We start from the raw sequence: 16,619 nt of genomic DNA, 5'->3' as shown, positions 1-16,619 counted from the left end.
AGAACGACATGGGATTTTTTTTATATTAATTAATTACTATTTTAAAGTAAAACTAGTTTTAGAAATTAATTCGGCTTTATCGAAAATATTTACAAAATAAGAACCGCTTTGAATGTCATTAACTGGTAAATCTTTTTCAACTTTAACCGTTTTATTTTCATATTTCACAGCGGTTACAAAACTATAAGTTAACGATTTTTCGCCAAACGTTTCCGTTTTTTTGTCTCCTAAAACATTACTTTTACTATCTATTACTTGAACATAATAGGTTTTATCTCCAGATTTTGCGATTTGATTTTCGGCAATCATAAAACTAATTTTTAAAACATCAGCTCGACTAGCCTTGTCAGTAGAAATTTGCTTTCCTGAACTTTTTTGCCTTACAGCCGATGATTGCAAATTCAGTACCGAAAGTTTCGATCCTTTCTCGATTGTATTTGCCATTTTAAAATTCTGTTCCACTAGCGTATCCGCATATTTTCTAGATTCACCAAGAACAACAGCCGTACTATCACGTTGCACTGTTAGTTTCGCATTTTCTTTTTTAAGTACATCAACCTGTTTCATCAAAAGCGCAACATTACCTCTTAATGTTTTGGCTTCGGTTTTAAATCTTGACATTGAAGCAACATCTCCTTTAGATTTTTCTACATCGGCCATTAGTTGCTGAATTTTATCTCTTTCGGCAATTAATTCGTCAGACAAAGTAGTATTTGATGATATTGCAGCATTAAGAGAATCTTTTTGAACCATTAAATCTTTAAGAACAGCATCTTTCTCGCTAATTAAAACATTTTCAACAGCTTTAGAATCATTGGTAATCTTATACACATACCATAGACTTCCTAATAAAAGCAAGGCTAATATTGCAATAATGGCTTTAAGACCTGAGTTGTTACTCTTTTTATTTGTTATACTTTCCATTTTGTAAACTTGGTTTTTTGAGGTTAATTAATTTATAGGTGCAATTTATATTATTATTCTGTAACTTCTAACGCAAGTTTAAAAAAAATAGTATTTTTGATTCATCATAATTTCTAATATGGAAAATTTAATACGTTTCAAACTATCTGATTTAGCAAAAATTACAAATTTCAGAAATGGAGAAGTAAAGTTTGGCGAAAAAATGATCACATTACCTAAAGATGAGAACATTACAGAATTCATTACCAACAGTGAAGCAAAATATGTCATTTTAGGAATACCTGAAGATGTAGGAATTAGAGCAAATTTAGGCCGATCTGGAGCAAATTCAGCTTGGGATAGTGCAATGCAAAGTATTGCAAACATTCAGCACAATAGGTTTTGTAAAGGAAATTCGGTTTTAATATTAGGTCAAGTAGATGTTTCGCAAGAAATGGATTTGGCAAAATATTTAGACGAAACGAAACCCGAAGACCGAAAACAACTGTTTAAAATTGTCGAGCAAATAGACAAAGAAGTTTCACACATTATTTTTTCGATTATAAAAGCTGGAAAAATACCCATTATTATAGGTGGCGGACATAATAATTCCTACGGAAACATAAAAGGAACGGCTCTCGCCAAAGGAAAAGCCATAAACGCTATCAATTTTGATGCCCATTCCGATTTTAGAATCCTAGAAGGAAGACACAGTGGTAACGGGTTTTCTTATGCTTTTGACGAAGGTTTTCTTAAAAAATATTTCATTTTCGGATTACACGAAAGTTACACTTCAAAAAGTGTTTTAGATGCTATAAAAAAATTAGATGATCGAGTAAGATATAACACTTACGACGAAATTAAGATTCGTCACCAGAAATATTTCGAACAAGAAATGATTCAAGCTTTAGATTTCATCAAAAATGATTTTTTTGGTATCGAAATCGATTTAGATGCTATTCCTAATATTGCTTCGAGTGCCATGACATTAAGTGGTTTTTCGGTCGAAGAGTTAAGACAATTTATCTATTATTTTGGTAAAAACCAGAATGCAAGCTATATTCATATTTGCGAAGGCGCACCATCACTTGGCGAGGAAAAAAATAGCCACCTAATAGGAAAACTTATTGGTTATCTTGTTACCGATTTTATAAAAGGTAATTCTCAAGCATAATTTGGTTATTTGTGGATTTGGTTATTTGGTTATTTGGTTAACCGTTTAATTGATTAACCAAATAAACAGTTAACCAAATAAACAAATAACCTATCTTTGCAAAAATTAAAATATGTTATTCGAAGATTTATCATTATCAAAAAGTATACAAAGAGCCGTTTTTGAAGAAGGTTACCTTAGCGCAACTCCTATTCAAGAACAATCTATCCCAATTATATTAGCAGGACAAGACTTAATAGGTTGCGCACAAACAGGAACAGGAAAAACAGCCGCATTTGCTATTCCTATCATTCATAATTTACACAGAATTGTAGGTTCATCAAAAAAAGAAAAACTAATTCGCACGCTTGTTGTTACGCCTACTCGTGAGCTGGCTGTACAAATAGGTGAAAGTTTCGATACTTACGGGAAATATACCAACTTAAAACAGCTAACTATTTTTGGTGGTGTATCTCAAAACCCTCAAGTAGATCAACTAAAAAGTGGTGTCGATATTCTAATTGCAACACCCGGAAGATTACTAGATTTACACAAACAAGGGTTTATAAATTTAGACCACATGCATCATTTAGTCCTTGACGAAGCTGACCAAATGCTAGACATGGGATTTATAAACGATGTAAAAAAAATTGTAAAACTAACACCTAAAAACCGTCAGACTTTACTATTCTCGGCAACAATGCCAATAGCTATTCGCGAACTTGCCGAAATGTTTCTTACAGATCCTGCAACCGTACAAGTAGCACCCGTTTCATCAACCATAGAAACGGTAGACCAACGCTTGTATTATGTAGACAAAGCTGACAAAAGACAATTGTTATATCATATTATTAAAGAAGAAAAACTGAGTAATATTCTTGTTTTTTCGAGAACAAAACATGGTGCCGATAATATTGCCAAAGCATTAAAAAAGCAAGGATTAAATGCCGAAGCCATTCACGGAGACAAATCTCAAAATGCAAGACAAAGGGCTTTAGATAATTTTAAAAACAAAGAATGTGATATTCTTGTTGCCACAGATATTGCTGCTCGTGGTATTGATATCGAGTTTTTACCTTATGTGATTAATTTTGATTTGCCCAATATTCCAGAAACTTATGTGCACCGAATAGGAAGAACAGGTCGTGCTGGTCGTGAAGGAATGGCTATTTCTTTTTGTGGAAAAGACGAAGAAGGTTATTGGAAAGATATTATAAAACTTACTAAAGCCAAAGTTACCACTATAGAAGAACATCCTTTCCCTTGGAAAAAAGGTTCGGAAGAAGCTACGAAAGTTCACAGTTCTAACAGAAGTGGCGAAAAAGAAAAATCTAGAAAATCTGACGCTTCAAAGAAAAATAAGAAACGCTGGTATTAATACAAATAAAAAAATGCTTTAGTTGGGGAACTAAAGCATTTTTTCTTAACAATCAAACAAACTAAAAAACAAACTATCTTTTTACGAAGTGATTCGTACTTTTTCTAATAAAAATTAAAACTCATTACTAAGTTTCAACAGTACAATACTAGAACAAATTCGACAAAGTGCCAAATAAAATCGATAAAACGTATTTATTTTGTTAATTTATAATTATAATCTTACAATTAAGGAGCTAATCTTTCTATCTTCCAAGAAAAATCAGTATTTAATTTATAACGGATTCTGTCATGCAAACGGTTAGGACGACCTTGCCAAAATTCAATTTCCTGTGGTTCAACAATATAACCTCCCCAATTTTTAGGTCGAAGGATTTCTTTTCCAATACAGTCAGCTTCTAATTGTTTTAGTTTTTCTTCTAGGACTGTTCTTGATGCTATTACTTCGCTTTGGTTAGATACAATTGCGCCTAATTTGCTTCCGTCTGGTCTAGATTCGAAGTAACCATCGGAAAGATTCTCAGCAATTTTTCTAACTTTTCCTTTTATAATAATTTGACGTTCGAGCGAATGCCAAAAAAAAGACAAACATACGTTTGGATTATTTGTAATTGCTTTACCTTTTTCGGAATCATAGTTAGAATAAAAAATAAATCCTTCGTAAGTAAACTGCTTCAAAAGTACGACTCTAGCTTTAGGAAAACCATCTAAACCAATGGTTGAAATAGTCATTGCATTTACTTCTTCAACTCCTCCAAAATCTTCCACTTCATGAAACCATTTCTTAAAAAGCATCATAGGATCTTCTGGAATATTCGTTTCCAACAACTCACTTTTTTCGTATGATTTTCTGTAATTACTTAAATCTTCCATTTTGCTGGTTATTTATAGATTCAGTTATTTGTGGATTTGGTTATTCGAATAACCAAATCCACAAATAACCGAACAAACATTTATATTATAATTCAAAAACTTTACCATCATCACCCAACAATGTATTCTCGAAAATTGTTTGCGCTTCTTCCTTAAACAACTTTATCGATTCGTATCTAGTCGAGTAATGCCCTAAAATAAGTTGTTTACAATTGGCTTGCAATGCAATTCTAGCTGCTTCTTTAGCGGTTGAGTGCATTGTTTTTCTAGCTAATTCCGCTTCCGTTTCTAGAAAAGTAGTTTCGTGATACAAAACATCTACATTTTTAATTATGGGAATAATCGACTCATTGTATATTGTATCTGAACAAAATGCATAACTTTTGGGTACTTCTGGATCGAATGTTAATTCGGAATTGGGAATTACACGTCCGTCTTCTAAAATGATGTCTTTTCCGTTTTTTATATTCTGAAAATAACAGGTTTCAATTTCGTAATTCTGAACCGCATTTACATTTAATTTGCGTTCTTTTATCTTTTCTTGAAACAAAAATCCATTAGTGTAAACCCTGTGTTTTAGTGGTATTGTTTTTACAATTACTTTATCATCTTCAAAAATAATTTCAGATTCGGTGCTAGTAAGTTCTACAAAATGTAACTCATATTGTGGCCAAGAATTAGATAATTTTAACTGTAATTTTATAACTTCTTGAATTCCTTTTGGACCATAAACTGTTAAATCATTATTTCTATTTAACAAGTTGAAAGTCGAAATTAATCCTATTAATCCATAAAAATGGTCGCCATGCAAATGGGAAATAAAAATATGGTTTATCGCCGAAAACTTAATTTTATTCTTACGCAATTGCACTTGAGTTCCCTCGCCACAATCTATTAAAAATAATCTATTTCTTATTTCTAATACTTGCGAAGTTGGATTTGTAAATGTTCTTGGCGTGGCTGCATAACAACCTAATATGGTAAGATTCATTAGTTTTTTCCCTTTCTGCGATTGCGCTCGGTTTTTATTAATAGCAATTCACGACTGGTTTGTCCTGCTACTGAAGTATTTTCTTCGGCACGACGAATTAAGTATGGCATCACATCTTTTACAGGACCAAAAGGCAAATATTTGGCTACATTATAGCCTTCATTTGCTAAATTATAACTTATGTTATCGCTCATTCCGTATAACTGTCCGAACCAAAGTCTAGCATCGTTTTTAGAAATGTTTTTTTCTTGCATTTTTTCCATTAATGTATAAGAACTCAATTCGTTGTGAGTACCTGCAAAAATGGCCATTTTATCAATATTATTAATCATATAAGAAACCGCCGCATCAAAATTATCATCGGTTGCTTGTTTCGATTCACAAATAGGAGATTTATAGCCTTTCTCTTCGGCACGTTTGTTTTCTTTTTCCATATAAGCGCCACGCACGAGCTTCATTCCTATATAAAAGCCTTCCGTTTTTGCTTGTTCATGCAGTTTTTTAAGGTAATCCAATCTATCCCAACGATACATTTGTAACGTATTATAAACAATCGGTTTTTGCTTATTATATTTTTGCATCATTCTGGCAACTAGTTCGTCGGCAGCATCTTGCATCCAACTTTCTTCACCGTCAATTAGTAACGAAATATCGTTTTCAAAAGCTTTTTTACATACTTTTTCAAATCGCTCTTCTACCCTATTCCATTCTTCTTGTTCTGCTTCGGTTAGTGTTTGTCCTTCTCCTAGTTTTTCATACAATTCAAATCGTCCGAAACCTGTTGGTTTAAAAACTGCAAACGGAATGGCTCTTTTTTCTTTAGCAAAATCGATGATTTTCAAGGTCATATTCATTGCATCATCAAAATGTGCTTCATCTTCTTTACCTTCTACCGAATAATCTAAAACCGAAGAAACACCTTTGGTAAACATTTTATCGACCACAGGAATACAATCATCTTCGGAGATTCCGCCACAAAAATGATCGAAAACTGTTGCACGAATTAATCCTTCAACAGGCAAATTAGCATTTAACGCAAAATTTGTAACCGCAGTTCCTATTCTAACTAATGGCTGAACGGCAATCATTTTAAACAAAAAATAAGCTCTATCTAGCTCGGTATCACTTTTTAAAGAAAAAGCATTCTGGGTATTATCGAAAATTTTATCCATATAAATAATAATGTTATGCAAATATAATATAGTAGCGTATTTTTTTATGCAAATTTTACTTTATTTTGCAGAACAAATAAAATAATACAAGCCATCATGGTTTCAATAGTTTCAAACGGGTATTCAATACATTTTAGCCAAGGCGGTTATGATTTTTTAAATCGTAATATTAAAGAGAATAATTACTCGAAAATTTTTGTTTTAGTCGATGAAAATTCAAACGAACATTGTCTTCCGCAATTATTACCAATTATTGAAACTCAATCTGAAATAGAAATTATAGAACTCGAATCGGGCGAAGAAAACAAAACTATTGAAACTTGTGTTCAAATTTGGAACGTTTTAATCGAATTAGGTGCCGATAGAAAAAGTTTAATTATCAATCTTGGTGGTGGTGTAATTACAGATATGGGAGGATTTATTGCGTCAACTTTCAAACGTGGTATTCCTTTTGTAAATATTCCTACGACTTTACTATCGATGGTTGATGCATCAGTTGGAGGAAAAAATGGTGTAGATTTAGGTGGATTAAAAAACCAGATTGGAACCATAACAAATCCAGAAATGGTCATTATAGATTCTAACTTTTTAGAATCACTTCCCCAAAATCAGATGCGTTCTGGTCTTGCCGAAATGTTAAAACACGGGCTAATTGCTAAAAAATCTCATTGGGAAAAATTTAAAAATCTAAAAGAGATAAATTTTGATGATTTTGATGATTTAATTTTTGAATCCGTAAGTATAAAAAGTGATATTGTAACCCAAGATCCAACCGAAAATGGTATTAGAAAAGCCTTAAATTTTGGTCATACTTTAGGTCACGCTATCGAAACTTACTTTTTAGAAAATCCTGACAAAACAAATTTGCTTCATGGAGAAGCCATTGTTGCCGGAATGATATTAGAAAGTTACATCTCGTTACAACAAAAGCTAATTTCCGAAAATGAATATGCTGAAATAAAATCGACGCTAAATCACATTTTCGACAAGATTATTATTGGAGAAAGTGAGCAAGAAAATATCATCGGATTACTCATTCATGACAAGAAAAATGAGTACGGAAAAGTACAATTTGCACTTTTAGATGGCATCGGAAAAATAAAAATAAATCAAGTTGCTGATAACGAAACAATTATCGATTCTTTTTTAGATTATAAAAATTAAAGAATTTTTAATAATATATATATTATCACATTAATATTTTTTTAAATTTGTGCCATGAATAACGGCTGTAAAGACACTAATAACAATCTATCTCGAAAACCTAATATTGGTTTTATAAATTCTGTTTTAAGAAAACGGAAAGCTTTGTTGGCTTTATTTTCGATAAATTCATTTAGACAGAACGAATTAGAAATAATTTTTGCAAATATTCGAGTTTGATTCAAAAGTATCTTATTTTTTTATACTTTTAATCTCTTAAATCTCTGATAAATAAATGAATACAAAATATTCTGACTTAATAAATCAAACATATTACTTCCCACAAGAAGAATTTACTCTTGCAAAAGACAATCTCGAGTTTCATAAAATCGATTTAATGAAACTGGTTGAACAATACGGAACACCATTAAAGTTCACTTACTTACCACAAATTTCTAGCAACATAAAAAGAGCCAAAGGCTGGTTTAGGAATGCAATGGAAAAAAACAATTACGAAGGTAAATATTACTATTGTTATTGTACAAAAAGCTCTCATTTTGAATACGTTATGAATGAAGCTTTCAAAAACAACATTCATATAGAAACTTCTTCCGCTTTCGACATAAATATTGTTGAAAATTTATTACAAAACGGAAAAATAAACAAAAGCACTTATGTGATTTGTAATGGTTTTAAACGTGATCAATACATTGAAAACATTGCTAGAATTATCAATAATGGACATAAAAACACCATTCCAATTATCGATAATTATGAAGAGTTAGATTTGCTTCAGGCGGAAATAAAAGGAAAATTCAAAATTGGAATCCGTATTGCTGCCGAAGAAGAACCAAAATTTGAGTTTTATACTTCTCGTTTGGGGATTGGATATAAGAATATCGTTCAGTTTTATAAAAAACAAATTCAGGAAAATGATAAATTAGAGCTAAAAATGCTTCACTTTTTTATCAATACAGGAATAAATGATAATGCCTATTATTGGAATGAATTGGTCAAATGTATCAAAGTTTACATTTCACTAAAAAAAGAATGTCCAACATTAGACGGACTAAATATTGGTGGCGGATTCCCTATCAAAAACTCATTGGCTTTCGAGTATGATTACCAATATATGATTGACGAAATCATCAATCAAATAAAAATTGCTTGTGATGAAGCAGAGGTTGATGTACCCAATATTTTTACTGAATTTGGATCCTTTACAGTAGGAGAAAGCGGCGGAGCAATTTATCAGGTTCTGTATCAAAAACAACAAAATGATAGAGAAAAATGGAATATGATCGATTCCTCGTTCATTACTACATTACCAGATACTTGGGCGATAAACAAGCGTTTTATTATGCTAGCCATAAACCGCTGGAACGACCAGTACGAAAGGGTTTTACTCGGAGGAATGACTTGCGATAGCGACGATTATTACAACTCAGAGCAAAATATGAATGCCATATATTTGCCAAAATACAATAAAGAAAAACCATTATATATTGGCTTCTTTAACACTGGCGCATACCAAGAAACAATAGGCGGTTACGGCGGTTTACACCACTGTTTAATACCGCAACCCAAACATATTTTGATAGATAGAGATGAAAACGGTATCATTGCAACAGAAATTTTTTCTGAACAACAAAAAGCCGAAGACGTACTAAAAATATTAGGTTACAAATAGCAAAACCCATTCGATTAAATACATAACTGAATCTACACCCGAGCGATAGCGAACGGATGAAATAAATAAACAAGAAAATGAAAGGACCAATAAGTCAGTTTATCGAAAAACACTACTTGCACTTCAATGCAGCCGCATTAGTCGATGCTGCAAAAGGATACGAAGAACATTTACTAGACAATGGTAAAATGATGATTACCCTTGCAGGAGCAATGAGTACCGCCGAACTAGGAAAATCATTAGCAGAAATGATTCGCCAAGACAAAGTACATATTATTTCTTGTACAGGAGCCAATCTTGAAGAAGATATTATGAATCTTGTAGCACATAATTCTTATAAAAGAATACCAAATTACAGAGATTTAACACCAACAGAAGAGCGAGATTTGCTAGACAATCACTTCAATAGAGTTACCGATACTTGTATTCCCGAAGAAGAAGCATTCCGTCGTTTGCAATCGCATTTATTTCATATTTGGAACAAAGCAGAACAAGCTGGCGAAAGATATTTCCCACATGAGTTCATGTATCAAATGATAAATTCTGGAGTTCTTGAGCAATATTACGAAATAGACCCTAAAGATTCTTGGATGGTTGCTGCAGCAGAAAAAAACCTGCCAATTGTAGTTCCAGGTTGGGAAGACAGTACTATGGGAAATATTTTCTCTTCTTACTGTATCAAAGGTGAATTTACAGCTACTACTATGAAAAGCGGTATCGAATATATGATGTGGTTGGCAAAATGGTATCCTGAAAACTGCGAAGGAAAAGGAATAGGTTTCTTTCAAGTTGGTGGTGGAATTGCAGGAGATTTCCCTATCTGTGTGGTGCCAATGTTGTACCAAGATATGGAAATGCATGACATTCCGTTTTGGAGTTATTTTTGCCAAGTTTCAGACTCAACAACCAGTTATGGTTCATATTCTGGAGCTGTTCCAAATGAAAAAATTACTTGGGGAAAATTAGATATTGATACACCAAAATTTATCGTCGAATCTGATGCTACAATTGTAGTTCCTCTTATATTTGCTTACATTTTAGATTTATAATATATATTTATGAAAAGAGTTATTGTTGATTATTCAAAACTTACAGGAGAAATTTTAAACTTATTGGTCGAAAAATTTCCCGACGGATATGATGATTCGAATATAGTCCGTTTTAAAAATGCTAAAAACGAAACTATCGAAGCAGTAGAAGTACGCACTGTTGACACTATTTTTCTAGTAAAAATAAGCACCAAGCTTTCTGACAGAATTATAAACTACGATGAAGATGATGAATTAGCAGATGATATCGAAGATTCTGAAGACAATTCTATCGACGCCTTAAAAGAACTCGAAATTGATGATGATGATGATGATGACTTAGAAAAAGCTGACACAAACGACGGAGATGATTCTGACGACGACGATGACGACGATAAAGACGAACCAATAGATGAGGATTCTGATGAGGATGATGAAGATTAAAGGAAAAAAGGAACTCAAATTGAGTTCCTTTTTTTATACTTTATATTTATTGAGAATAAGACTAAAATCCTAAATCTCGTTCTATTTCTTCCATTTCAATAATATCATGTGCTTCAAGAACCGAAGGAACTACTACAATTTTTTTTGTATTTGCATTAAAATCAAATTCTGAAACAACAATCACAAATGATTTTTTCTGCTTTTTATGTTTTTTATAAAAATCGGTAAACAATAAAATATCTTTAGTAATCAAACTTTTATAAGATGATAAATCAATTATCAAATTATGTTTGCTAAAACTTGTGTCATGGTCTAATTTTAATAAAAATGAAGCCAAATCACCTTGTGTGTCTTTTATAATAATGGTATGTCCTTTTTCTTCTACTTTCATATAACAAATTTACTTAATTTTTGAAGCCAATAAATAAATTACTGCCATTCTTATGGCAACTCCGTTTTCAACTTGGTTTAATATTACCGATTGTTTAGAATCCGCAACATCGCTCGTGATTTCTACACCACGATTTATCGGTCCAGGGTGCATGATTACAATTTCTTTATTTAGAGAATCTAATAAACTTTTATCCAATCCATATTGCATGGCATATTCACGTGTTGATGGGAAATAACTAATATCTAATCTTTCGTTTTGCACACGTAACATATTAGCTACATCACACCATTCTAAAGCTTTTCGCAGATTTGATTCAACTTTTACACCTAATGCTTCAATATATTTTGGTATTAATGTGTTGGGACCACATACCCGAACTTCGGCACCTAATTTTTGTAAAGAATATATGTTAGAAAGTGCTACTCGTGAATGCAAAATATCCCCCACAATTACCACTTTTTTTCCTGCAACATCTCCTAATTTTTCACGAATTGTATAAGCATCTAACAAAGCTTGAGTTGGGTGTTCATGTGCGCCATCTCCAGCATTCACAATACTTGCCTTAACATTTTTAGACAAAAAAACTGCCGCTCCTGGTGATGCGTGTCGCATGACAACCATATCAACTTTCATCGAAAGGATATTGTTTACAGTATCTACTAGTGTTTCACCTTTGGTTACCGATGAGCTTGAGGCTGCAAAGTTTATCACATCTGCCGAAAGGCGTTTTTGTGCTAATTCGAAGGATAATTTTGTTCTGGTACTGTTTTCGAAAAATATATTGGCAATCGTAATATCTCGTAAGGAAGGAACTTTTTTTATGGGTCTGTTTATAACTTCTTTAAAATGATCGGCAGTTTCGAAAATGAGATTTATATCGTTCTCATTAATGTATTTTATTCCTAATAAATGATTTACGCTTAGTTCCTTCATCTTATTTTGTAATTAATTCTACCGAATCTTCTCCTGCTGTTTCCGACCAATTTACCACTACTTTTTCGTTATTTATAGCATCAACTTGACGTCCACGATAATCTGGTTGTATGGGCAAATGACGGCTAAAACGTCTGTCTATTAGTACCAAAAGCTCTACTTCGCTAGGTCTTCCGAAGGATTGTATCGCAGATAATGCTGCATTGATACTTCTCCCTGTATAAAGAACATCGTCTATAAAAATTACTTTTTTGTTTTCGACAAGAAAATCTATTTGGGTTTTATTTGCCTCGAGTGTTTCGCCACGACGAAAGTCATCTCTAAAAAAGGTAATGTCCAGAAATCCCAAAGCAATATTTTTTATTTGGTATTCTTCTTGCAAAATTTGTTTTAATCGATTGGCAAGTTGCGTTCCTCGAGGTTGAATTCCTATCAGAATAGTATTTGAAAAATCGAGATGATTTTCTATTAACTGACAAGCCAAACGATGAAGTATGATGGAAACTTCTTTGTGATTGAGCAAAATTTTTTGACTCATAATAGTTTGTGTGTTTGGAATACAAAAATAAGTATTTTTTTGGATTAAAAAAACAATTAAAATTTATGATAATTCTTTAAAACACTAACCTATTAATTTTGCTAATTTTTCTGTCAAATTTTTTCTTGAATATTGTTGCAATCCAACTGGTGAAACTGTGAGTTTTTCTGTTAAAAACAATTCGAAGTAAGACATAATTAAATTCTTTAATCTATCTTTTTCATCATAAGTAAAGAAAACACCTGTATTTGTTTCTGTAATAATCTCAGCAAAATCTGAATCTTTAGGGCCAATCGCAATTATAGGTCTTTCGGAAACCATATATTCAAATAATTTACCTGGAATGATGCTTTTAGTTTCAGTTGAATCTATTTCTATTAATAATAAAACTTGTGATTTTTTTTGATGCTCAATTGCTTCTTTGTGAGAAACATAACCTAAATTATTTATATAAGAATTTAGATTAAATCTATAAATTGTATCTAAAATTTCTTGGCTTACTTTCCCGATTAACTTTAATTGAAAATGATTTGCAAATTTCTCTTTTTCAACAACTAATTCACTTAGTGATTCCCATAAAATTATAGGATTTCTGTCTGATAAAAAAGAACCAATATGTGATAAAGTGAATTTCTCGTCTAATATTTGTTTTGAGATATTTTCTACATCATAACCATTAGTAATTAATTCAATTGGTTTATTTGTAATTGCTTGAAATTCGGTTTTTGTAGTTTTGCTTGTTACGATAATTGTATCGGCAGCATTTAAAACTTTTCGTTCTAATTTTTTATGCTTTTTTTCGGCATAAGAAGATAGTTTTAAAGCCGAATGATAACCAATAGTTGTCCAAGGGTCACGAAAATCGGCAAACCATTTTACATTAAGATTTTGTTTCAGTTTTAATCCAATTAAATGCAAACTATGTGGTGGTCCTGAAGTGATTATGGTATCTATATTGTTTTCTGAAATATACTTTTCTAAATAGTTGAAAGATGGTTTTACCCATAAAATCCTTGCATCGGGAATAAATAAATTACCGCGAACTAAGAGCAATAGTTTTTGAATAAAACTTTGCTTTTTCTGATTAGGAATAATCCCAGAGCTTATTCCTTTTGTACTTTTTTTTGAAAAAATAGAAGCCAATTGGTAAGGTTCGATAATCTTATTTTTCAGAATAATAGCTTTCGTTGAAACTTCACTAATCAAACCTTCATCTACAATTGGATAAGTTGGATTTTCTGGAATATAAACTATGGGTTGAATATTATAGTCAGGTAGATATTTTACAAATTTCAACCAACGCTGCACTCCTGGACCACCAGCTGGCGGCCAATAATAGGTTATGATGAGGACTTTTTTCATAATCCTTTGGTAATCATTAATCCTGCCCAAGTTGCCATTAATCCTAAGAAAACACTCAAACTAATATATAAAAAAGCAATTAGTATTTGATTACTTTGTAATAGTTGTACGTTTTCGTTAGAAAAAGCAGAAAATGTAGTATAACCACCACAAAGTCCAGTGATTAAGAAAAATTTTAAATCCTGAGAAACGGCGTTTTGTTTTTCTAAATAACCAAAAAATAATCCAATGAATAAACAACCAATAATGTTAGTTACAAAAGTGGCGTAAGGAAAAGTGGCTTGCACATATTTGTTCATAAGAACGGTAGTTAAGTAACGTAAAACGCTGCCTAAGCCTCCGCCAAGTGCTATGTAGAATATGGTTTTCAATTAAGCTTTTTTGCGTTTGGTTTCATAATAAATTCCGCCACCTAATAACAGTAAAATCCCAATAAAACTTAGTAAGGAAATCATACTTCCAGTTTTTATAACTTGTGGTTGAAATTTGAATTCTATGTTATGTTTTCCTGCAGGAATAGCCAAACCTCGCAAAGCATAATTTACTCTATCATGTGATTCTAATTTCCCATCGACATAAGCATTCCAACCGTTTTTATAGTACATTTCAGAAAAAACGGCATAACCATTATTAACATTATTTGAAACGTATTTTAAATCATTTGGCTCGTAAGATGTTAGTTTTATTGTTGCTGAAGAATCTACTTTAAAAACTGGTAAACCTCCTGGGGATTTAAAATCTGCTGGAGTATTAATAGCTACGTTTTTAGTATCTAATTTGTCCAAAGCTTTCATTTCAGCATCAGCATTAGGAACTGTTTTCAATTCTTTTACAAACCAGGCATTACCATTCGCTTGTGTATTATGTATAGCAATTTTCTCTCCCTTTTTATTTGTTTGAATTAAATATTTAACATTTAGCATATTAACTACTTCCATGTTATTATTAGCAATTTGATAATCGAATAAATCTTGCATTCGCCTAGGTTTTACTGCACTATAACCTCCGATTGATTTATGAAAATAAGAAGCTCGTGGATCGCTCATCACATTTTGATCAACTTCAAAAACACGATAATACGATTTGTCTTTTAATATGGTTGCGTCTATATCGGTTTCTTGAATAGGTTGTTCTACTTCTTGTTTAGAGACAAAATTCGAGTTGTTTAGATAATTTTTATCAATAAAAAATAAATCCGAAATCATTATAATCCCTACAACTATCACTGCAACTTTATGAGAAATGGTATTTTTTATAGACAACCATAATACGCCAAAAGCCATTAGGATTAGAAACGACGAACGCAACAAATCCGCAAAAAACATGGTTTTTCTATCTAATTTTAAAGCATCAATAAATTCCGGCCCGTAAGATTCTGCTAAATAACGATCGCTTCCTCCTGCAAAACTAAAACTTCCTTTAAAAACGAATAACAAAGCTAAAACTCCTATACTTACTGAAACTGATTTCCATAAATTTGTCCATTTTTCTTTGTCTTCTAGTTTAAAAAATGATTGTAATCCCATAATTGCAAGTACAGGCATGCAAATTTCGAGTATAACTTGTATCGATGAAACAGCTCTAAACTTATCATACATGGGTACAAAATTGATAAAGAAATCCGTCAATATTGGAAAATTCTTTCCCCAAGAAAGCAATAATGCTACAATTGCTCCAGCCAGAAAAACATATTTTATTTTTCTTTTATCACAAAAAAGCGCTACAATTGCTAAAAAGAAAACTACAGCTCCAATATATGCTGGAGCAGCTACAATGGGTTGATCACCCCAATAAGTTGGCAAACCTTTTACGATTTCTTGGGCTTGATCATCAGGTACATTTTGTGCTATTACATATTCATACATTGCAGAATTAGTTCCTAAATTTTCGTTATTTGAACCTCCGAAGATTCTTGGAGAAATCAAATTGAAACTCTCTGCTATACCATAACTATATTCAGTAATATAATCGTAAGTCATACCTCCAAAATTCGTGTTTTTAGTACCATCTGGATTATAGGTTAGTTTACTTTTTCCACGTGTGCTTTCTTTAGCATATTCGGAAGTAGCCATTAAGCTAGTTGCATTTGTTCCTACAGCAAATAATCCTGCGATAGTAAAAGTTGCGAAACTGTACAACAACGGTTTAAATTCTTTATTTTTAATTGCTTTGTACACAAAATAAACCAATACAATCAATAAAAATATAAGAAGATAGTAAGTCATTTGTGGGTGATTTGCATTAATTTCTAATGCAGCTGCAAACAATGTAAGCAAACCTCCGAGTATATATTTTCTCTGTTGTAAGACCAATAAAACTCCAGCGATAACTATTGGCATGTAAGCAATAGCGTGGGCTTTTGCGTTGTGACCAACTCCTAAAATAATTACTAAATAGGTCGAAAAACCAAAGGCTAATGCTCCAAAAAATGCTTTGAGAGGATTTACTTTTAATACCAAAAGTAAGACGTAAAATCCTAAGAAATAAAGAAACATATAATCTGCAGGACGGGGCAAAAAGCGAATTAATTCATCTATATTTTTGATATAATTATGAGGATACTTTGCCCCTAACTGATAGGTTGGCATACCACCAAAAGCAGAATTTGTCCAATATGG

At 32.0% G+C, this 16,619-nt stretch carries 16 protein-coding genes; 6 read left to right on the top strand and 10 right to left on the bottom strand.

Annotated features, from left to right (window positions below; all coding sequences use genetic code 11):
* Positions 1-36 precede the first annotated feature (36 nt).
* Entirely contained in the window at positions 37-924 is an 888-nt protein-coding gene (locus ACH2BG_RS07870) for a hypothetical protein (RefSeq protein WP_395047156.1), read from the bottom strand.
* 118 nt (positions 925-1,042) lie between these two features.
* On the opposite strand from ACH2BG_RS07870, the gene ACH2BG_RS07865 reads away from it, so the two are divergent.
* Together ACH2BG_RS07865 and ACH2BG_RS07860 are read left to right on the top strand one after the other, a co-directional pair.
* Positions 1,043-2,077, top strand: coding sequence for a formimidoylglutamase (locus ACH2BG_RS07865; RefSeq protein WP_395047155.1), 1,035 nt, complete (start codon positions 1,043-1,045; stop codon positions 2,075-2,077).
* Between the two features lie 112 nt (positions 2,078-2,189).
* Positions 2,190-3,434 (top strand): DEAD/DEAH box helicase, encoded by a 1,245-nt coding sequence (locus tag ACH2BG_RS07860; RefSeq protein ID WP_395047154.1) that lies wholly within the window; start codon positions 2,190-2,192, stop codon positions 3,432-3,434.
* A 227-nt stretch (positions 3,435-3,661) separates the two neighbouring features.
* On the opposite strand, the gene pdxH is transcribed toward ACH2BG_RS07860, so the two are convergent.
* The 3 genes from pdxH to ACH2BG_RS07845 form a co-directional block, all read right to left on the bottom strand.
* On the bottom strand, positions 3,662-4,306 hold the full coding sequence (pdxH, locus tag ACH2BG_RS07855; protein ID WP_395047153.1) for a pyridoxamine 5'-phosphate oxidase: 645 nt from the start codon (positions 4,304-4,306) through the stop codon (positions 3,662-3,664).
* 85 nt (positions 4,307-4,391) lie between these two features.
* Complete coding sequence (locus tag ACH2BG_RS07850) at positions 4,392-5,297, bottom strand: ribonuclease Z (protein ID WP_395047152.1); 906 nt, start codon at positions 5,295-5,297, stop codon at positions 4,392-4,394.
* Positions 5,297-6,469, bottom strand: a complete 1,173-nt coding sequence (locus tag ACH2BG_RS07845) for a proline dehydrogenase family protein (protein ID WP_395047151.1) — start codon at positions 6,467-6,469, stop codon at positions 5,297-5,299. Before ACH2BG_RS07845 ends, ACH2BG_RS07850 begins: the two co-directional genes overlap by 1 nt.
* Positions 6,470-6,565: 96 nt before the next feature.
* Between ACH2BG_RS07845 and aroB the strand changes: the two genes are divergently transcribed.
* The 4 genes from aroB (at position 6,566) to ACH2BG_RS07825 (ending at position 10,774) form a co-directional block, all read left to right on the top strand.
* Positions 6,566-7,633: a 3-dehydroquinate synthase gene (gene aroB, locus ACH2BG_RS07840; protein ID WP_395047150.1), complete on the top strand. Its 1,068-nt coding sequence runs from the start codon at positions 6,566-6,568 to the stop codon at positions 7,631-7,633.
* A gap of 274 nt (positions 7,634-7,907) precedes the next feature.
* Entirely contained in the window at positions 7,908-9,302 is a 1,395-nt protein-coding gene (locus ACH2BG_RS07835) for an arginine decarboxylase (protein ID WP_395047149.1), read from the top strand.
* Between the two features lie 77 nt (positions 9,303-9,379).
* Positions 9,380-10,351 (top strand): deoxyhypusine synthase family protein, encoded by a 972-nt coding sequence (locus ACH2BG_RS07830; protein ID WP_395047148.1) that lies wholly within the window; start codon positions 9,380-9,382, stop codon positions 10,349-10,351.
* Between the two features lie 9 nt (positions 10,352-10,360).
* The gene (locus ACH2BG_RS07825) at positions 10,361-10,774 is read left to right on the top strand and encodes a DNA primase (RefSeq protein ID WP_395047147.1); all 414 of its coding nucleotides are present in this window, start codon (positions 10,361-10,363) and stop codon (positions 10,772-10,774) included.
* 61 nt (positions 10,775-10,835) lie between these two features.
* Here ACH2BG_RS07825 and ACH2BG_RS07820 read toward each other — a convergent pair whose 3' ends face one another.
* The 6 genes from ACH2BG_RS07820 to ACH2BG_RS07795 all read right to left on the bottom strand — a co-directional run.
* A complete protein-coding gene (locus ACH2BG_RS07820) occupies positions 10,836-11,165 on the bottom strand; it encodes a ribonuclease Z (RefSeq protein ID WP_395047146.1) in 330 nt (109 codons plus the stop codon).
* A gap of 9 nt (positions 11,166-11,174) precedes the next feature.
* Positions 11,175-12,101: an aspartate carbamoyltransferase catalytic subunit gene (locus ACH2BG_RS07815; RefSeq protein ID WP_395047145.1), complete on the bottom strand. Its 927-nt coding sequence runs from the start codon at positions 12,099-12,101 to the stop codon at positions 11,175-11,177.
* 1 nt (position 12,102) lies between these two features.
* Positions 12,103-12,639 carry a bifunctional pyr operon transcriptional regulator/uracil phosphoribosyltransferase PyrR gene (gene pyrR, locus ACH2BG_RS07810; protein ID WP_395047144.1) on the bottom strand — a complete coding sequence of 179 codons (537 nt, stop codon included), beginning with the start codon at positions 12,637-12,639 and terminating at the stop codon, positions 12,103-12,105.
* Positions 12,640-12,723: 84 nt separating this feature from the next.
* A complete protein-coding gene (locus tag ACH2BG_RS07805; protein WP_395047143.1) occupies positions 12,724-14,001 on the bottom strand; it encodes a glycosyltransferase family 4 protein in 1,278 nt (425 codons plus the stop codon).
* A complete protein-coding gene (gene crcB, locus ACH2BG_RS07800) occupies positions 13,998-14,372 on the bottom strand; it encodes a fluoride efflux transporter CrcB (protein WP_395047142.1) in 375 nt (124 codons plus the stop codon). The genes ACH2BG_RS07805 and crcB overlap by 4 nt, the downstream gene beginning before the upstream one ends.
* The coding region (locus ACH2BG_RS07795; RefSeq protein ID WP_395047141.1) for a YfhO family protein at positions 14,373-16,619 on the bottom strand (2,247 nt) is incomplete at its 5' end.

Source organism: Flavobacterium sp., from assembly GCF_043779715.1.
Taxonomy (GTDB): Bacteria; Bacteroidota; Bacteroidia; order Flavobacteriales; family Flavobacteriaceae; genus Flavobacterium.
Note: the sequence above shows the minus strand (reverse complement) of the source record. Positions and strands in the feature narration are given on the sequence as shown.